The organism is Microcoleus sp. SVA1B4 (assembly GCF_036700545.1).
Taxonomy (GTDB): domain Bacteria; phylum Cyanobacteriota; class Cyanobacteriia; order Cyanobacteriales; family Microcoleaceae; genus Microcoleus.
Map to the genome: position 1 here is coordinate 17,412 of NZ_JAUBPB010000075.1, position 18,580 is coordinate 35,991.

Below are 18,580 nucleotides of genomic sequence, written 5' to 3' on the forward strand. Positions count from 1 at the left end.
TTAATGTCACTTTTGGGTGAATTTCCACACGCCATTCCAGTTAGCAGGAATACTATCTTTTAACAGCGATTGGATGCGTTTTAGGTAAAGTTGACTGGGCTTGTCATCTGGATTTAGTGCTACTATCTGTTCAAAACAAACTATGGCATTAGCAAAATTTCCCTGACAATATTCTTGGAGTCCCTCCTCAAATATAGGCAAGGTTTGAATTTTGAGCGATCGCACTGGTTCTACTTCAACATCTAACACCTCACAAACTGTAATGGCTTCTTGTCTACCTTTGACAATAGCCCGATCCAAAAAACGGATATGATACTTTTCGGGTTGACTCAAACGTTGTACCACATCTCCAGAAATTAATAAAGATACGCCATAATACTTAGTCAAACCTTCCAGACGAGCGGTGAGATTGACATGATCTGAGATCGCATCTGCTTGCATCCGATTCGCATCTCCAATAATCCCAACCATCGTATCACCCACATGGATACCAATGCCAATCTTCAGCGGTATATCCCCATTTATTTTACGGCTTTGATTGTATTTATGCAACTGCTCCAATTTCACAATTCCTGCCTGAATAGCATCATCCACGCCATCAGGAAAAACTGCCATGACTCCATCTCCAATATACTTGACAATAAAACCATTGTGCTTACGAATTTCGGGACTAACTTGCTGTAAATAGTTATTGATGAAGTCAAAGTTTTCTTGAGGAGTCATTTGCTCCGCCATCGTGGTGAAGGAACGCATATCGGAAAACATAATTGCCATCTCTTTACTCACGTGATCTCCAAGCTGGAAATCAACAATGCTCTGCTTGCCGAGAAATTGGAGAAATTCAGCGGGAACAAAACGTCCGTAAGCCTGCAAAAGTTTCTCTAATTCTTGTTCCCGCGCTTTCACCGTTTGCACCATATGCGAAAATACCTGTGCTAGTTCTCCCAGTGCATCACTGCGCGCTGCCACATCTGACAATATCTGGGGTTCAAAGCTATTATTTTTTACAGCAATAGCTGCATCTATAACCTTTTTTACCTGCTCAATGTAAGTCTGCATCTCTCGGTTTTTATGATGGATCTGGTTTTCCAGATCCGTGGAGTGTTGCGTGATAATTTCTACTAACGTTTCATAGCTATTTTTTTCATCCTCTACTTCCTCAAGTTTTTCGCTCAACTCCTGTAGCTGGGTATAGAGTTCTTCTGGAGATTTAGATGGTGCTAAATTTATTTGTGGTTTCATAATTTAAACTCCCGAATCGGGAAGCACAAAATTGTTTGATTCGCTCGCGGTAAGGTATTAGAACTTACAGACGTGGAACTCGAAATCCTGTTTCTGCTTCGATGCTTGACCACTAAATCCAAGATTCCTCGTAGAAACCTGGTTGACGACAGTCAATCGATTTTAGATTTTAGATTTTAGATTTTAGATTGACCCCACGGATAAATTCGGGGGGCAAGTTTCATGGGATACAGGTCTTTTATTTCTGGGTTCTGAGTCTGCGAAGGAATGAATCCGGGGGCTTGTATCCTGGATGCTTTCGGTCAATCATAAATTATGCACAATATTTCCCTGTTGCTTCAATACTAGCAAAGTAATGTCATCAAAAACCTTTTGTTTTCCAATAAAATTTCGCAAATCAGCGATGGTGGCTTCCTTGATTTGTTCGGCGCTCAAATGCCAGTTTTGAGAAACCACTTCACAGAGTCTTTCAATACCATAGAATTTTTTGTGCATATTTCTAGCTTCGGGAATGCCGTCAGTGTAAAGCACCACCCCGTCCCCCGGCTCTAAGTCTACTAAAACATGGCTAATCCAATGGGAAATATCCTCATCTAAGGCGAGCGGAAATCCTAAATTCATGGTGTCTATTCGCTGGATTTTACCACCTTTCCTGACCACAAGAGTTTCCTCGTGTTGACCGCTGATACTAATTGTGCGATCGGCATAGTTGAGCAAAGCTAGTGTCATATTTTTGTCGGAGTTCATGCGCTGAACATTTTTATAAATAGTGCGGTTGAGGGTATCTAAAAAACGCACCGGGTTGGATTCTTGCATTTCCTGAAGAGTGCGGACAGCAGCTTGAGTCATCACCATCAAAATGCCGCTTTCTAATCCGTGTCCGGTGACATCACCAATGCAAATTGTGACAACCCCGTTAGTACAAAGTACGTCGTAGTAATCACCACCTACTTCCGAGGCTGGTTCCATAAATCCGGCAATATCTAAATCTTCAATAGCTGCAAGTTCAGCAGGTTTTGGCAGAATCAACTGCTGCATTTGTTTGAGCATATCGAGTTCGGAACTCATGCGGAAGTTTTCCGCTTTCAGACGCTGGTTGAGAGCGGCAATTTGTTTAGTGGCGGTGGCGAGTTCCGAGGTACGTTCTTTGACTTTATCTTCTAGCGTTTCCAAGGATTCTTGCAGTTGTCTCGCCATGCTATTAAAGGAATTTCTTAAGGTTTCAATTTCCCAAATCCGACTGGAATCAACGTTCTGGTTGAGAGCACCACCTGCTAGATATTCTGAAGCTTGAGCAATTTGGTTTAGGGGGCGAGTAATCCAGCTAGCGGTGAAAATACCCATTGCAACAGAGACAATGAGAGCCACAATACACAGCAAAATGGTCTGGCGAGTGTTAGCATAAATTTGCGCCATAAAGTCCGCTTCAGGAACTACTACTACACTCAGCCAATTGAGACCATACTTGTCTGTTAGCGGAGAAACTTGGATAAATTGCCGCTCACCGTTCAGATAAAAGTCAAGTTGAACAGTTTGATCGATGTCTTCCAAACGCTTGAAGCTATCGAGCAGATAAATCACACTTTGACGCATCAGGGGGTTGCTGCTTTCCTGTGCTTTGAGCCGCTTTGTATCTTTGCCTTTTCCCACCGAAAGAGGCTGTTCTTTAAGCGAGGTGGCTATTAACTCACCCTGGGGTTCAATGATAAATACTTGACCGGAATTACCCACCCTTAAGGTTTGCAGGAATTGGCGAATTTGATCTAGTCCCATCTGGCAAGTCAGCACGCCAATTAGTTTCCCTTCGGCATCATAATAGGGTAGACTCGCATTAATTTGCAGCGTACCGTAGCCAAAATTAATATAAACTTCACTCCAAGCTGCCTGTTTATTCTCAACAGCTACTCTGTAAAAAGGGCGCGTGCGAACGTCATAATTGGGCGTGTTTTTTTCGATTGTGGTCGGGTTTCCATTATCGTCAAGGTTGTAATATATCAAGTCGCCACCCCCCGGAATCAGTTGCTGGGCAAGCTGAGGTTGTTCAAGTCCAACCAGCCGATTTACCCAACCCACACGCAGGTACTGACCTTTTTCGTTGGCAATTCCCGCGTGACCGATCGACTTAAATTGCAGAACTTGTTTCCAAAAATAGGGTCGAGCTTGCTCCAAATCGTCAAAGTTCAACACCCCCAAAGGTACAGCATCCTGATTGATCTGATTCACCAGTGGCGGAGCTTCCAGATAGGTTTGAACACGTTCGTAAACTCTCGCACTCACTTCCTGCCGCAACTGACTAACAATATCGTTGACTATCTGCTCTCCGTTTCTGTAAGAGAGATAGCCAACGCAGCCAACAGCAGCCAAAATTTGCAGAACAAAGGGAACTACCAAGACATTGCGGAGACGGAATTTGCCCGCTCTGGAGACGATCGCACTTTTTTGAGAAACCATTGTTAAAAACACTCCCAGCGGGCAGTTTTTTGTTACAAGACTTGATAATGGATATATTAAGAGCGACGGACAATGTTATCATATCAAAAACTCAACCAACATCAAAAAATCTGCGTTCATCAGCCTGCATCAGCGGTAAAAAAAAAACCATAAATCCCAACAAAAATGCAAATTACTCAATCCCTCCACAGCGCCATCCTCATCTCCAACCTGGAAAAATCCCAACACTTTTACAGCACCGTACTAAAACTGCAAAAAATCGATCGCGACTTAAAATTTCCTGGAATCTGGTATCAAATCGGCGACTTCCAGCTCCACCTAATTTTAGGTGCAACAATTATCCCAGATGCCGTAGACCATGCCAAATGGGGACGCAACCGACATCTAGCATTTTCTGTGGTCAACTTAGAGGCAGCAAAACAGCAGTTAATCGCTCACAATTGCCCGTTCCAAATGAGCGCGTCAGGTCGATCGGCATTATTTACCCAAGATCCCGACGGCAACATCATCGAACTCAGCGAGTAACAGATGAAAATCATCGCTTATTCTTACACCGAACCGCTACTGGAATCAGCACCCGCACCGGAAAATTGGGGCCAAGAAGTCGATCGCACCTATCAAGACTTAGGAGGGCGACAGCAACTGCAACAACTCCTCAAAGACTGCGAAACAGAACCAGTCAAATACCTGTTAATTCAGCGGTTTGAAGAACTAGGCGACACATTGCAGCAAGTGTGTTCGCACCTCGCCCAACTCGAAAACCTCGGCGTCGAAATCATTGTCCAAGAAGAAACAGAACCAAGAAACCGCAAAAACTTGCTGCAAATCCTCGCAGAAATCCAGCGCAGCCAACACAGCCGGAGTATTCGCAAAGGACACGCGCGCAACCGCATCAAATCCCGGATGCCACCGGGTAAGGCTCCCTACGGCTACCGGCGCGGCAAAGATTGTTATACGATCGATAAAACCACCGCCCCCACCGTCAAAGACTTTTTTGAACACTTTTTAATTTACGGTTCCTTGCGAGGTTCCGTGCGGTATTTAGCCAAGAAATACAACAAAAAAATTTCTGTAAGTACCGGCCGCCGCTGGCTGACAAATCCCGCCTACCGAGGCGATTTGGAATATCAAAACGGCCAAGTAATTTCTAACACCCACGTCCCGATTATTTCCAGAGAAGAAGCCGCCCAAATAGACAGGTTGCTGCGCCGCAACCGCTGCCTTTCTCCTCGCAGCGCTAGCGCCCCACGTTCCCTCGCAGGTTTAGCAATTTGTGCAGAATGCAAATCGCCCATGACAGTTGCCAAAGTCACCTCCTACCGCAAAGAAAAAGAATACCTTTATTTGCGACCGATTAACTGTCCAAAACAGCCTAAATGTAGCGGCATTTCCTACGATGAAGTATTGCAATTAACCATCGCCGGTATTTGTCGGGATTTACCCGATGCTGTTGCTGGGTTGCAAATGCCGAATATGAATGGAATGAAAGCAGGAATTGTCAGGGCGATCGCATCGAAACAAGAAATCATAGAGCAACTTTGGGCCCTGATTGACAGCGGCATATTAGACACGGAAACGGCAGAGTTTAGAGCCTACAAAATCCGCACCGAAATTGCCGAACTGCAAAGCAAATTAGCGCAACTACCCCCAGTAAATTTGCGAGAAATTGCCCAAACAGTTTCCCTTCCCCAATTTTGGCTCGATTTATCAGAATCAGAACGCAGGTTTTACTTTCGAGAATTTATCGATCGCATTGAAATCGTCCGGGAAAATACAAATTGGCAACTGCAAATTGTTTTCATTTTTTAAGGATTAGCTCGACGTTCATCCATAGCTCCTAGGTTAGATACCCGACTTCTTAAAGAAGTGGGGTATGTGGGTACTCTCTTAGTTCCGTAGGAGTGGACTGCGTTAGACAAGCATCGCTTTCAACCGCTGAATTATTTTTTTTAGCTTTTAACCAATAGGCGATCATCTCTCCTTTTCCTTTAACCGCGATCGCACCTCTTTCCTCAAATAAATACCGATCTTTTAACAGTTCGTAAATAGCTGTAGTAACTTGAATATATCCCGGTAATCCTTGACATTCCATCCGAGAAGCAACATTAACAGTATCTCCCCACAAGTCATAGCTAAATTTTTTAGTGCCAATTACGCCCGCAACTACTGGCCCTGTATGAATGCCAATCCGAATTTGAAATGGTTCGCCTCTGTCAGTTTGAAAATCAGCGATCGCTTCCTGCATATCCAAGGCCATATTCGCGATCGCTTCTACATGATCTGCCCTCGGCACCGGCAACCCCCCCGCTACCATATAAGCATCTCCAATTGTTTTAATTTTTTCCAAACCGTGTTTTTCAGTTAGTTGGTCAAACCTTGAAAAAATCTGGTTTAGTACATTTACCAATTCTAAAGGTAACATTCTAGCAGCAATAGACGTAAAATCGACAATATCGGCAAAAAGAACTGTTGCTGAATCAAACCTCTGGGCCGGAGAACCCTCGCCCTTTTTCAAATTTTCAACAATCGCTGCTGGTAAAATATTCAGCAATAAATGATCCGACTTTGTTTGAGCAAGCCGTAAAGCTAGCTCCACCCCCTGCCGCTCTTTAATTTCGTTTTGCAAACGTTCGACAAGTTCTTGGAATTGCTTCGTTTGCTCTTGAAGTAACTGTTGTTGACTTTGAATTGTTAACTGATTCGCCACTCGTGCCAATACTTCTTTACCTTGAAAAGGTTTAGTAATATAGTCAACGGCTCCCACATCAAAAGCTTTCACCTTATCTAAAACGTCATCTAAGGCGCTTAAGAAAATCACGGGAATGGAACTGGTTTTTGGTGAAGCTTTCAACTTTGCACATACCTCATATCCATTCATTTCTGGCATCATCACGTCCAGCAAAATTAGAGTCGGCGGAAACTCTTGCACTGTAGCGATCGCCCTTTGCCCGTTCAGCGCTTTACGAACCTGATACCCTTGTTCGGTCAATATTGTAGATAAAAGCCGCACATTATCGGGCTTATCATCAACTACTAAAATGTTGGCTTGAATTGTAGGATATTGATAGCTGTCCATGCACTCGCTCACGGTAGTTTTTCAAAATAAAAGATATTAACACTTAAGAAGTTTACCTCAACAAAAACGAAACAATATAAAAGGAGATTGTCTCGCATAAAAGAAGATAGCAACGAGACGCTATATGGGTTTAACTTTAGGTCTTTTTTAAATATAAAAACTTCCTCCAATTAGATTGATTGAAAAGAGGTATTTTTACCTCGATGCAACTGCTGATTGTGCTATCTCTATAATATCGTCAAATAGGAAATCCTGCACCAAAGTAGTTAAATATTGTGCGGAAAAAGCCAACTGGCTAGGCATTTCCTCAATCAACTTGACAATTTTCTCATCGCAGCATTCATGAGCGGCATGAGATATCTGTTCTACCCAATCAAGAGGCATTTGACTGAGTTGTAACTCGACAGATTGATTGCTAGTCACTCCGCTAATTTCGCTTTCATTGTCTAGTGGTGCATCAACAGATTCCTCGTAAATGTAACGCACTCCTAAAAGTTCTTCCATTTTCGCAAATAATATCTTTGCCTCGAAAGGTTTACGCATGAAATCATCGCAGCCTGCTCCTAAAATAGTTTGTCGTTCTTCTTCAAAAGCGCTAGCAGTAAGAGCAACTATTGCAGTTTGTTTTCCAAGAGGATGAGCTTTAATTTGTCTTGTGGCTTCATAGCCATCCATGACAGGCATCTGCATATCCATCCAGATCAGGTGCGGTTGCCAATCCTCCCATACAGCAATAGCTTCTTGACCATCTCTAGCCGATCGCACGAGGATGCCTAGTGGTGACAATAATCTCTCTATGACTAGGCAATTATCCGCGCGATCGTCAACAACCAAAATCCGGTATTCTGGTTGATTCGGTGCTAAAGCAATTACTTTTTTCTGCGGTTTAAGGATTTTAATCTCGGTGGGAGTGGCAAGGCTGATTTGAATATCAAATGCAAACTTACTTCCCAACTCAGGTGTACTGCTGACAGTAATATCTCCTCCCATCATTTGTACAAATTTGCGGCTAATTGGTAAACCTAATCCAGTCCCCTGTTGAGACTTTTGACCTGTTTTTGTTTGCTCAAAGGGTTCAAATAACTTATTCATCTCTTCAGGGGCAATGCCAAGGCCAGTATCTTCAATTTCAAACTGAAGGCGTAACAATTCCGGGTGAATGTCATTCGCATCTACACAATCAAATTCCCCCAAGCTTTCGGAGGGATTAAAACCAGTGCACCATCCAGGTTTTCTTTGTATAGCTGTGGTTTCAACCGCTAAGCTTTCGGAATGTTCAGAAGCCGCGTCGGCAAGTTTTGTTTGTGTGTCCGAAAACTCTGCGGTTTCAGCGCCCAAACTTTCTTCTACCTTCTTTTTAACTCGCAAAGTAACGCTACCCATCTCTGTAAACTTGATCGCATTTCCTACAAGATTAATCAAAATTTGCCGCAGTTTACCTTCATCTCCACTAACAAAGTGCGGTACACCGTCACCCACTTCCAAATTTAGCTGCAATTTCTTAGATTTAGCTTTTAATCGAAACATTTCTTCTAAGGTTTTCAGCAAGCGCATTAAATTAAAACTGCTTTCATTAAGCTGACTTCGGCCCGCTTCAATTTTGGACATTTCCAAAATGTCATTAATTAGCGAAAGCAAGTGTTCGCCAGCGCGATTAATAATTTCTAGGTGCTGCTGGTGTTGATTGTTGAGAGATGAATCGCGCACCATCACCTGACTAAATCCGAGAATGGCATTCAGCGGAGTCCGCAATTCATGGCTCATAGAAGAAAGGAATTCGCTCTTGGCGCGGTTAGCTGTATCAGCAGCTACAACAGCTTTTTGTAATGCTGTTTCTGCTAATTTGCGATCGGCAATTTCTGTTTTGGCTTGTTCAAAAAGGGTGGATTGCTGGATGGCAATTGCTAGCTGCACGGAAATTTGCTTGAGAGATTCTATCTCAGAAGAGATCCAATGCCTTTGACTGCGGCAGTGATGAGCAATGAGTAGCCCCCATAGTTTTTTACCTTGCAAAATGGGAACCACGAGGTTAGCTTTAATTTCCAACTCGCTCAGTAAATTAATGTGGCACTCTGAAATACCTGCTGTATAAATATTGTCGATCGCGCGCAGGTGTCCCTGCTCGTAAACAGAGACGTAGTGTTCTCGAAAACAAGGGTCATTAATGTCAATTCCCAAAATCGGCATCGTACCGACGGATACCGATTCGACGGCTATAAATCCACTCCAATCTGGATTAAATCGGTAAATAATTGTTCTATCAGTTGACAAAAACTGGCGAATTTCTTCAACAGCCATTTTCATTACTTCTTCTAGGTTAAGAGAAGAACGAATCCGCTCTTGAATGGAATTAACGAGCCGCTCCCTTTTTACTTGCTGCTGCAAGGCTAGTTCCGCCTGTTTGCGAGCAGTAATATCTACTCCATAACCCACGCACTCCACAGGTAGACCAGCAGCATCTTTGACTAACTTAACCTCATCGTATATCCAGCGATAACCACCGTCTTTGTGCCGTTCGCGGTATTCGTAGGAAATCGATTCTTTTTCCAATATCTGAGCGAATGAAGTATCAACAATCTCTCGATCGTCTGGATGAACCAGGCTATGCCAATCAAGGGAACCATCAAGAAATTCTCTGGCTTCGTAACCAATCATTGAAACAATATTATCGCTGACAAACGTTACGTCATAATTTCCCCCTAATTTGCAGCTAAAAATCACCGCCGGGGTAGTCGCTAGCAAATATTGCAAACGTTCGGTGACAGAACGCAAGTTTAACTCGGCTTGCTTGCGATCGCGAGCTTCCATTGCTAAAGCTGCGATCTGCGCCACATAGCTAGCGAAGCTTTGTTCGTCGAGCGTCCAATTCCTAGTCCTTCCCAGATGTTCTAAACAAATTACACCCGCAATTTGCCCTTTATGGGTAATAGGAACATCTAGCATGGACGAGATGTTTAATGGCCTCAAATAAGATTCGCTAAATTCTAGGGTTCGCTGATCGGTTTTGGCATCAACCGCTGCGAGTACCTGTTCTGTATTCAAAGCTTGGAAATAGCTAGGATACTCAGCAACTTTCAGTTCTGCACCGGCGCTGTGTTGATCGGGCGTCAGTTCGTAAAGATCCGCACAGCACATTGCGGATTTATCTTCCTGATAAAACCAAATACTTGCCCGATCGACATTCAGGGTACGAGTTGCCATTTGGGTAATTTCTCTCAACGCCTCACCGATATTTCCCTCGTAGATACTCGAATTTTTGGCTAATTCTAGCAAACCATTTTGTTGTTCAGTTAACCTAGTTTCTCGTTCCCGCAAAGCAGATTCAGCGACAATTCTTTCTCTAATTTCTGCTTCTAAATAACCATTGATTTCTGTCAACTGTGCCGTGCGTTCTTGAACTTTAATTTCTAAGTCATCATAAGCGTAGCGCAACGCTAATTCTGCCTCTTCACGCACCGCAATTTCACTTTGCAACTTGCGATTTATTGCCTCTAATTCTTGGGGGGTTTTTAAAGACAAAAACTGGGGCAATAGTGTTACCATTGAGGCGGCAGTGAAGCAGGAAACCAGTGCAGTAATTCCTTTTTCAATCCCCGACAGCCAATAAGCGGAATGCCACAACGTCCAAATTTCTAGCAAGTGACCCGTGCCGCACAGAATAATAAATGCACCAAATAAACCAAATATTCCTAAAAAAGGAACATCGCGCCGCTTGAAGATAAAATAAATTAACATCGCCGGAATTGAATAGTAGGCGATCGCGATTAAAAAGTCCCCAGTTACGTGCAGCCACACTAAAGGCGTTTGCCAAAGATAGCAATGACCGTGAGGCATATACTGAGTTGAGGAAAAGATATTTTTGAGTGCTTCCCACATAATAGTTGTTATTGGCAGATAATATGGATTTGATGATGCCTAAGTTAGGCAAAAAATAAACGAAACCGAAATTTGTAGCTGGACTCAGCATTATTTATTAACGCCTAAACCCTGCTTGTTCATAACAGCTTGCTTCTGCACTAGGTGGCGAGCGCCAAATTGCGATCGCAAAGGAATTTCAATGATAAACTCAGTACCTCTCCCAACCTCGGAAGTGCAGCGCAAATAACCTTCATGGGCTTGAATAATTTGATAAGAAATCGCCAAACCCAGCCCAGTACCAGCACCAATAGGTTTCGTTGTATAAAATGGATCGTAAATTTTAGAGATCGCATCATAATCTATGCCACTGCCATTATCAGCAATGTGAATCTGCACCCACTTGCCATCAACTAAAAGCGTGCGGATGCGAATTTTTAGCAGTGGGCAATGGGGGTTTTCTAAGTTTTCAGATAAATTATTTTCCCAATAGCCGTTGGTCGAATATCCCTGCTGTACAATCTGTTCTAAAGCATCAATAGCATTAGAACAAATATTCATAAATACTTGGTTAAGCTGCCCAGCGTAGCATTGCAATGCTGGCACATCTCCATACTCTTTAATCACTTGGATAGGAGGACGGTTTGCTTGTTCTTTCAAGCGGTGCTGCAAAATCATTAAAGTGCTATCGAGACCTTCATGGATATTTACTTTTTTCATGTCAGCTTCGTCTAACCGCGAGAAAGTTCGTAAAGACTTAACAATCTCCTTAATTCGCTCTGCTCCAATTTTGATCGAACCAAAAAGTTTTTGCAAGTCTTTTAAAATAAAATCGAGTTCTATAGTGTGAATCTTATCTGCAATTTCCGGCGCCGGAGTGGGGTAATAAACTTGATAAGCCTTAATCAATGCCACAATATCTTTAATGTATTCCTCAGCCGGAATCAGATTGCCATAAATGAAGTTGACAGGGTTATTTATTTCGTGAGCAACCCCAGCTACCATTTGCCCCAAAGAGGACATTTTTTCAGTTTGTACGAGTTGAGCTTGAGCGCCTTTAAGTTGTTGCAGAGCGTTCTCTAAGTGCTGAGTCTGCTCTCGCAGTTTAGCTTCCGAGTGCCGCAATGAATTTTCAGCCAAAGAGCGATCGCGATTTTCCTGTTGCAAACGTTCATTAGCAACTTCTAAAGCGATCGTCCTCTCAATAACCCGTTTTTCCAATTCTAGCATTAATTCCGAGAGTGCTTCCTGAGCTTGTTTGCGATCGCCAATCTCATTTTGTAAAGCCCTATTTGCCGCCGCCAATTGAGCGGGACTGGGAATAGCCAAGATTTTTGGGATTAGTTCCACCAGCACGGCTGCGGTACATAGCGAAATCAGCGCCGTAATCCCTTTAAGAAAACCCGAGAACCAATAATTAGGATGCCACAGCGTCCATATTTCCATAATATGAGTAATCCCGCAGCATATAATAAAAGAGCCGAACAGCATGAAAACCCAGTCAAAAGGTACGTCTTGCCGTTTTTTGACAATATAAATCAGCGTAATCGGTATCAAAAAATAAGCGACGGCTATCAAACCATCGGACAAAACGTGTAGCCCCACTAATCCAGGCTTCCACAAGTAGCAATGACCGTGAGGAATAAAATAATTTGGGAACATTTTATGAACCATTTGCATTAAATCAACTCGGTTATTTGCTAATATTTTTCAGATGTGATTACTGGAAAAACTTAAAAAATGGGGGTACAAAAATAAGAATTAGACTTTGGGACTTAACACTTGCGATTAGTAAATGCAGCGATCTGAAACTACTGTTAATTAAATTAACATCAATCGACTCAGCTTTAGCAAAGTCAACTGTCACATTTTTAATTCTGCCTTCACTATCAACTGTGACACCGGGATGACATTTTGGGCAACGATCAAGAAAAACTGAGCGCAGATTCCTTTCCAGTAAGAGCGCCAGCGCCCATTGAAATTAGGTTATAGCACTCAGCGATCAGTCCGGCAACGCAGGGCTGTTTCATTCTCACCAAAAACATGAATTTTGACTCTTGTAGTGCTACCCCTACTCCCCGTGCCTACCCCGCCACAGACGACTGCACAGGCGTTTGGGACATGGGGGCAGCCACGGGGGGCTGCCCCTACAAGAGAATGAAACAGCCCTGAGTCAGGCAACGGGGAAATCACCAGATTTAACGGATGTCACGGATTAAACTTAACGAAGAGAACCATTCTCAAAAACCTGTAGAGGTGGGTTGAGTCTTGTACCCTTGAAGAGTGCAGACAGGTTAAATACACCCGCCACTACCCCGCGAGGGAATTCTTGATTATTGACAGTGATACTCTTCGGGGATATTTAACCGATTTGACCAATTACCCCCGGAAAAATGTCGCGACAGGATCGTGTCGCAATCCAATCGGCGATCGCTCTCAGCTTTACAGTCAATTATAAGTGATAATATCAACGATACACTCAGGGGATAATTGCAAATTATGACGATAGATGAGGTACTACAGCTAACTCGTGTGCGATTACAAAAAGATTTATATCCAATACAAGAAATCATACTTCGCCAAGTTTGGGAAGGAAAAACTTATACAAGTATTGCATCTGCCTCTCATTACGGAGAGCATTACCTGAGAAACATAGCCTCATCCTTGTGGCAATCTCTCTCTCAAATCTTGCAGACATCTATTAGCAAATCCAATTTTCGCTCTTGTTTAGAATCACGTTCCCTGACCACAGAGGAACGAGAATTAATTGAAGAATTCACCCGCAGCCAATGCCTAGCAACACCTTTAGAATTTCCCGGCTCTCCCGTGCCCCTCGGTTCGCCATTTTATATCTCTCACCCGCTAATTGAAGAACTCGCCTATCGAGAGATTACCAAACCCGGAAGTGTGCTGCGGATTAAAGCTCCCAGGAAGATGGGAAAAAGTTCCCTTCTGTTACGGATTTTAGAGCGCGCGACTTCTCTTGACTATCGAACTGTAAGTTTAGATTTTCAGCAAGCCGAGGAAGCTGTTTTAGTCAATATCGATAAATTTTTACGCTGGTTTTGTGCCAACATCAGCCGTCACCTAGAATTACCACCTCTATTAGATGATTATTGGGATGAAGACATGGGTAGCAAAGTAAGTTGCACCATCTATTTCCAACAATATATATTAGCAGAAATCAGTAAGCCTCTTGTGTTAGCTTTAAATGAAGTAAATATAATTTTTGAGTATCCAAAAATTGCCAGAGAATTTTTGCCGCTGCTGCGAAGCTGGCATGAAGAAGCAAAGCGGATTGAAACCTTGGGAAAACTGCGGTTAATCGTTCTTCACTCCACAGAAATTTATATTCCTTTAAAGCTCACTGAATCGCCTTTTAATATCGGTTTACCACTGCAATTGCCCTATTTTACAGAAGAGCAGATACTTGCTTTAGCCCAGCGTCACGGAGTGGATTGGACAGATGGCTCCAATGCCGATCGACTGATGGCAATGGTGGGGGGGCATCCTTATCTGGTGCGGCTAGCTCTTTACCACCTCTGTCAAAACAGTGTAACGCTAGATCGGCTACTACAAGAAGCTCCGACAATAGCGGGAATTTATAAAGATTATTTGCGGAGTTTTTGGGCAACATTGCAAGAGGAACCCGAACTTATGGTTGCACTTAAACAAGTGGTAAAATCGGAACACGGAGTGGAATTAGATCCGATAGTGGCTTCTAAATTATTTAGTATGGGTCTGATTCATATCGATAACAACCGCTGTACCCTAAGCTGTGAGTTGTACCGCGTCTATTTTGGTTCGCACAACTTTATTTAGAGCCGACTTTACTGTTTCTTTGCGTAATCCAATATCCGCCAGGAAAAGTCGAATTTTCCTGGCGATGATAAATCGCTGCTATACAAACAAAGTCCCCCTACGCGCACTAAAAAACAAGGGAGTAATTAACCCTAATGGGGCATAATTTATATTATAATGAAGCTCCAGCACCACATCCTTACCTCTAAATAAATTCCCTACATACTCAACTTTAAACCCACCCATAAACCGCATGACCCAGGTAACATACCAAATTGGTGGCAGTCTCGCCAGTGATGCACCTACCTACGTAGTAAGACAAGCAGATTCCGAACTCTATGAAGCCTTAAAAGCAGGCGAATTTTGTTATGTCCTCAATTCGAGGCAAATGGGCAAATCTTCCCTATTAGTCCGCACCCTGCACCGACTGCAAGCTGAAGGATTTCAATGCAGCACGATCGATATGACCCGCATCGGTAGTGAAAATATCACTCCTTTACAGTGGTATAAAGGTATGATTGGGGAACTGTGGCGCGGCTTCAATCTTTTAGGGCAAGTTAACTTAAAAACCTGGTGGCGTGATGAAGAAGATGTATCATTTTTGCAAAGATTGAGTCATTTTATTGAAGATATTTTGTTGGCCAAGTTTCCTGAAAACAAAATCATTATATTTATTGATGAAATTGACAGTGTTCTCAGTCTAGAGTTCCCTGTCGATGATTTTTTTGCCCTAATTCGCTTTTGCTATAATCAACGCTCAATTAATCCAGAATATAATCGTATTACTTTTGCAATTTTTGGAGTAGCAACACCTAGGGATTTAATTGTTGATAAAAAACGAACTCCTTTTAATATTGGTCGAGCGATAAATTTACGAGGTTTTGAACTAGAAGAAGCCCAGCCATTAGCGGCGGGATTGGCAAATGTAGTCAATAATTATCAAGTTATTCTCAAACAGATATTGGCTTGGACTTCTGGGCAGCCATTTCTGACGCAAAAACTGTGCTATTTAGCCTACATAGCAACTCAAACTACACCGCAAAAAGTAGTAACAATTCCCCCAGGATCGGAAGAGTTTTGGGTAGATCGTTTAGTGCGAGAAAATATCATTAATAAATGGGAATCTCAGGATGAGCCGGAACATTTAAAAACCATAAAGGAGCGGATTATTCGCAACGAACAACGCGCGGGTAGATTACTCGGCATCTACCAGCAAATTTTACAATCTAACCCCCCCTTAACCAGCGGTTCTGTTTCATTCTCGGACTTTGAAGAGGACTCTCTGGGCAGTACCCCCGTGCCTGACCCAAATCTTTATAGGGCAACTACAGGAGAATTGCCCCTACAAGGAAATGAAAGATTTCTACCTTTTAGCAAAAGAGTGGGAGGCGTATCAACTGATGACTCACCAGAACAAATTGAACTATTATTATCGGGATTAGTTGTCAAAAACAATGGTTATTTACAGGTAAGAAACAGGGTTTATGCTGAAGTTTTTAATCTGGAATGGGTAGAGAAACAATTAGGGCAACTGCGCCCCTACTCCCAAACCTTCGATGCTTGGGTTGCTTCACAACAAACAGATTTTTCCAGACTTTTGCGGGGACAAGCCTTAAAAGATGGTCAAATCTGGGCGCAGGAAAAAAGCTTGAGTAACCTAGACTATCAGTTCTTAGCTGCTAGTGCCGAACTAGATAGGCGAGAAGTTCAACAAGCTTTAGAAGCAGAACGCACCAAAGAAGTGGAAGCGCGACTGGCCCAGGAACAAATGCGATTAATTCAAGAAAAAAAAGCAGTTAAACGACAGAGGGCCTTACTATTTTCTGTGAGTATGGCACTGCTGCTTGCCTGTGCTTTAGGAGTAACAAGTTATTTTCAGTATCGCCGAGCCGTTATTAGTGAGCGCGAAGCTCGGATGAGTGAACTTGAAGCGCTGGTTTCTTCCTCGGAGGGGCTGTTTGCCTCTAATCGTCGATTGGATGCGCTAATAGAAGCAATTAAAGCTAAGCGCCGACTACAAAGTTTAAACAAGACGGATAAAAACATTGAAGATCGAGTTATCAATGTATTGCGTCAAGCGGTTTATGAAGCGGCTGAATACAACCGTTTATCGGGACATAAAGCGGCAGTTATGGGAATTGATATTAGTCGGGATAGTAAGTTTATTGCCTCAACAAGTGTGGATAAAACGATTAAAGTTTGGCGGCGGGACGGAAAGCAAATAGCAACACTCAAAGGTCATCAGGCGATCGTTCGATCTGTCAAATTTAGCCCGGACGGTCAGTTTCTTGCTTCTGGAAGTGATGATGGGACTGTAAAACTTTGGAAACTGGATAGGGCAGGCACGGGGGCACTGCCCCTAGGAACTTTTCAGGGTCATACTGCTGGTATCTGGACAGTGGCGTTTAGTCCCGATGGTCAAACAATTGCTTCTGCCAGCATGGACAAAACGGTGAAACTCTGGAACAAAAACGGGGCAGGCACGGGGGCACTGCCCCTACGAACTATCCAGGGTCATACTGCTGGGGTACCCTCAGTGGCTTTCAGTCCAGACGGTCAGACTATTGTTACGGCAAGTGGAGACAAAACGGTGAAACTCTGGAACAAAGACGGGGCAGGCACGGGGGCACTGCCCCTACGAACTTTCCGGGGTCATACTTCTGTGTTATCAGCAGCAGCGTTTAGTCCAGACGGTCAGATTGTGGCTTCAGGAAGTGGAGACAAAACGGTGAAACTCTGGACAGTTAATGGGCCAGGCACGGGGGCGCTGCCCCTACGAACGCTTGAAGGTCATTCTGCTGTAGTATCGGAAGTTGTTTTCAGTCCAGATGGTCAGACTCTTGCTTCTGCAAGTCGCGATCAAACTGTAAAACTCTGGAATCTTGACGGAACAGAACGGACGACATTGAGAGGTCACACTGCTGCGATTTGGGGGATAGCTTGGAGCCCGGATGGCAGTTTTATTGCTTCGGCGGGTGCAGAAAATACGGTGAGGCTGTGGCAGAGTCAAAACCCATTGCGAACGATGATTACTGCACATAAAGCGGGGATTTGGGCGATCGCACTGAGTTCGGATAGTTCTACAATTGCTACAGGCAGCGAGGATGGCACGACTAAGCTTTGGAGTCGGCAAGGTAAATTGTTGAGGACTTTCACTGTAGAAAACGCTGCGATTTATGCTGTTGCCCTGAGTGGCGATGGCAAGTTAATTGCTTCTGGCAGAAATGATAATAAGGTGAATATCTGGACTCGAAACGGAAAAGCGATCGCAACTTTGGTAGGTCATAACGCTACAGTTATGGGGTTGGCTTTCAGTCCTGACGGTCAAATTCTTGCTTCTGGAAGTCAAGATAATACTATCAAGCTTTGGCGGCCCGATGGTACTTTATTGCATACTATGACAGGACATCATGCTCCTATTTGGCAGGTGGTATTTAGCCCTGACGGTCAGCTAATTGCTTCGGCAGGAGGGGATGGTACTGTTAAGTTGTGGAAGCTTGATGGGGCAGGCACGGGGGCACTGCCCCTACGAACTTTTCAAGGTCATACTGCTGCTGTGTGGAGGGTGGCATTTAGCCCTGACGGTAAATTTCTGGCTTCTGGCAGCGGGGACAATACGATTAAGCTTTGGACTGTGGATGGTAAGTTACTGAGAACTCTGGAAGGTCATCTGGCCGCGGTATGGGGGGTGGCGTTTAGCCCGGACGGTAATATTATTACTTCTGGTAGTGTAGACAATACGCTGAAGTTTTGGAAGCTTGACGGTACGGAATTAACAACGCTTAGAGGTAACTCTGCGGCGATTCGGGGGGTAGCGTATAGTGGGGATGGGTCATTTGTGGCTTCTGTGAGTGAGGATAATACGCTGATTTTGTGGGATGTGGAGCGAGTTTTGAAAGTGGATTTGTTGGCTGATGGTTGCGATCGCGTGCGCGATTATTTGCGGACGAATGCTGATGTGAAGGAGGAAGATAGACGTTTGTGCGATCGTATTGGAAGGAAATAATCTCAAGTCCGCTTTATTATAGCAATCCTAAATGATTCGTAAATGTTTTACCTCACCCCAACCCTCCCCTTGCTAAGGATCGCGAATTAAATAACTTACAATTTTAATTGTTATTGTGGGATGGGCGTCCCGCCCGTCCAAAAAGGACG

Annotated in this window: 9 protein-coding genes; 4 read left to right on the plus strand and 5 right to left on the minus strand. The window is 43.6% G+C overall.

Annotated features, from left to right (window positions below; all coding sequences use genetic code 11):
* Positions 1-6: 6 nt before the first annotated feature.
* Together QT987_RS25320 and QT987_RS25325 are read right to left on the minus strand one after the other, a co-directional pair.
* The gene (locus QT987_RS25320; protein WP_333245788.1) at positions 7-1,242 is read right to left on the minus strand and encodes an adenylate/guanylate cyclase domain-containing protein; all 1,236 of its coding nucleotides are present in this window, start codon (positions 1,240-1,242) and stop codon (positions 7-9) included.
* Positions 1,243-1,548: 306 nt separating this feature from the next.
* Complete coding sequence (locus QT987_RS25325) at positions 1,549-3,693, minus strand: SpoIIE family protein phosphatase (protein ID WP_333245791.1); 2,145 nt, start codon at positions 3,691-3,693, stop codon at positions 1,549-1,551.
* Between the two features lie 165 nt (positions 3,694-3,858).
* Here QT987_RS25325 and QT987_RS25330 point away from each other — a divergent pair, with 165 nt between their 5' ends.
* Both QT987_RS25330 and QT987_RS25335 read left to right on the plus strand, forming a co-directional pair.
* Positions 3,859-4,218 (plus strand): VOC family protein, encoded by a 360-nt coding sequence (locus tag QT987_RS25330; RefSeq protein ID WP_333245794.1) that lies wholly within the window; start codon positions 3,859-3,861, stop codon positions 4,216-4,218.
* A gap of 3 nt (positions 4,219-4,221) precedes the next feature.
* Complete coding sequence (locus QT987_RS25335; RefSeq protein ID WP_333245798.1) at positions 4,222-5,502, plus strand: recombinase family protein; 1,281 nt, start codon at positions 4,222-4,224, stop codon at positions 5,500-5,502.
* Between the two features lie 49 nt (positions 5,503-5,551).
* On the opposite strand, the gene QT987_RS25340 is transcribed toward QT987_RS25335, so the two are convergent.
* The 3 genes from QT987_RS25340 to QT987_RS25350 all read right to left on the minus strand — a co-directional run bounded on the left by QT987_RS25340 (position 5,552) and on the right by QT987_RS25350 (position 12,304).
* The gene (locus tag QT987_RS25340) at positions 5,552-6,769 is read right to left on the minus strand and encodes an adenylate/guanylate cyclase domain-containing protein (RefSeq protein WP_333053144.1); all 1,218 of its coding nucleotides are present in this window, start codon (positions 6,767-6,769) and stop codon (positions 5,552-5,554) included.
* Between the two features lie 195 nt (positions 6,770-6,964).
* The gene (locus QT987_RS25345) at positions 6,965-10,645 is read right to left on the minus strand and encodes a GAF domain-containing protein (RefSeq protein ID WP_333245800.1); all 3,681 of its coding nucleotides are present in this window, start codon (positions 10,643-10,645) and stop codon (positions 6,965-6,967) included.
* A 90-nt stretch (positions 10,646-10,735) separates the two neighbouring features.
* Complete coding sequence (locus QT987_RS25350) at positions 10,736-12,304, minus strand: ATP-binding protein (protein WP_333245803.1); 1,569 nt, start codon at positions 12,302-12,304, stop codon at positions 10,736-10,738.
* 819 nt (positions 12,305-13,123) lie between these two features.
* On the opposite strand from QT987_RS25350, the gene QT987_RS25355 reads away from it, so the two are divergent.
* Together QT987_RS25355 and QT987_RS25360 are read left to right on the plus strand one after the other, a co-directional pair.
* Positions 13,124-14,446 carry an AAA-like domain-containing protein gene (locus QT987_RS25355; RefSeq protein WP_333245806.1) on the plus strand — a complete coding sequence of 441 codons (1,323 nt, stop codon included), beginning with the start codon at positions 13,124-13,126 and terminating at the stop codon, positions 14,444-14,446.
* A 232-nt stretch (positions 14,447-14,678) separates the two neighbouring features.
* Positions 14,679-18,431, plus strand: a complete 3,753-nt coding sequence (locus QT987_RS25360) for a WD40 domain-containing protein (protein ID WP_333245809.1) — start codon at positions 14,679-14,681, stop codon at positions 18,429-18,431.
* Positions 18,432-18,580: the final 149 nt, after the last annotated feature.

What these genes read in the sequence shown, in the direction of transcription:
- QT987_RS25320 (WP_333245788.1), bottom strand. Translation starts at nt 1,242, where the DNA reads ATGAAACCACAAATAAATTTAGCACCATCTAAATCTCCAGAAGAACTC.
- QT987_RS25325 (WP_333245791.1), bottom strand. Translation starts at nt 3,693, where the DNA reads ATGGTTTCTCAAAAAAGTGCGATCGTCTCCAGAGCGGGCAAATTCCGT.
- QT987_RS25330 (WP_333245794.1), top strand. Translation starts at nt 3,859, where the DNA reads ATGCAAATTACTCAATCCCTCCACAGCGCCATCCTCATCTCCAACCTG.
- QT987_RS25335 (WP_333245798.1), top strand. Translation starts at nt 4,222, where the DNA reads ATGAAAATCATCGCTTATTCTTACACCGAACCGCTACTGGAATCAGCA.
- QT987_RS25340 (WP_333053144.1), bottom strand. Translation starts at nt 6,769, where the DNA reads ATGGACAGCTATCAATATCCTACAATTCAAGCCAACATTTTAGTAGTT.
- QT987_RS25345 (WP_333245800.1), bottom strand. Translation starts at nt 10,645, where the DNA reads ATGTGGGAAGCACTCAAAAATATCTTTTCCTCAACTCAGTATATGCCT.
- QT987_RS25350 (WP_333245803.1), bottom strand. Translation starts at nt 12,304, where the DNA reads ATGCAAATGGTTCATAAAATGTTCCCAAATTATTTTATTCCTCACGGT.
- QT987_RS25355 (WP_333245806.1), top strand. Translation starts at nt 13,124, where the DNA reads ATGACGATAGATGAGGTACTACAGCTAACTCGTGTGCGATTACAAAAA.
- QT987_RS25360 (WP_333245809.1), top strand. Translation starts at nt 14,679, where the DNA reads ATGACCCAGGTAACATACCAAATTGGTGGCAGTCTCGCCAGTGATGCA.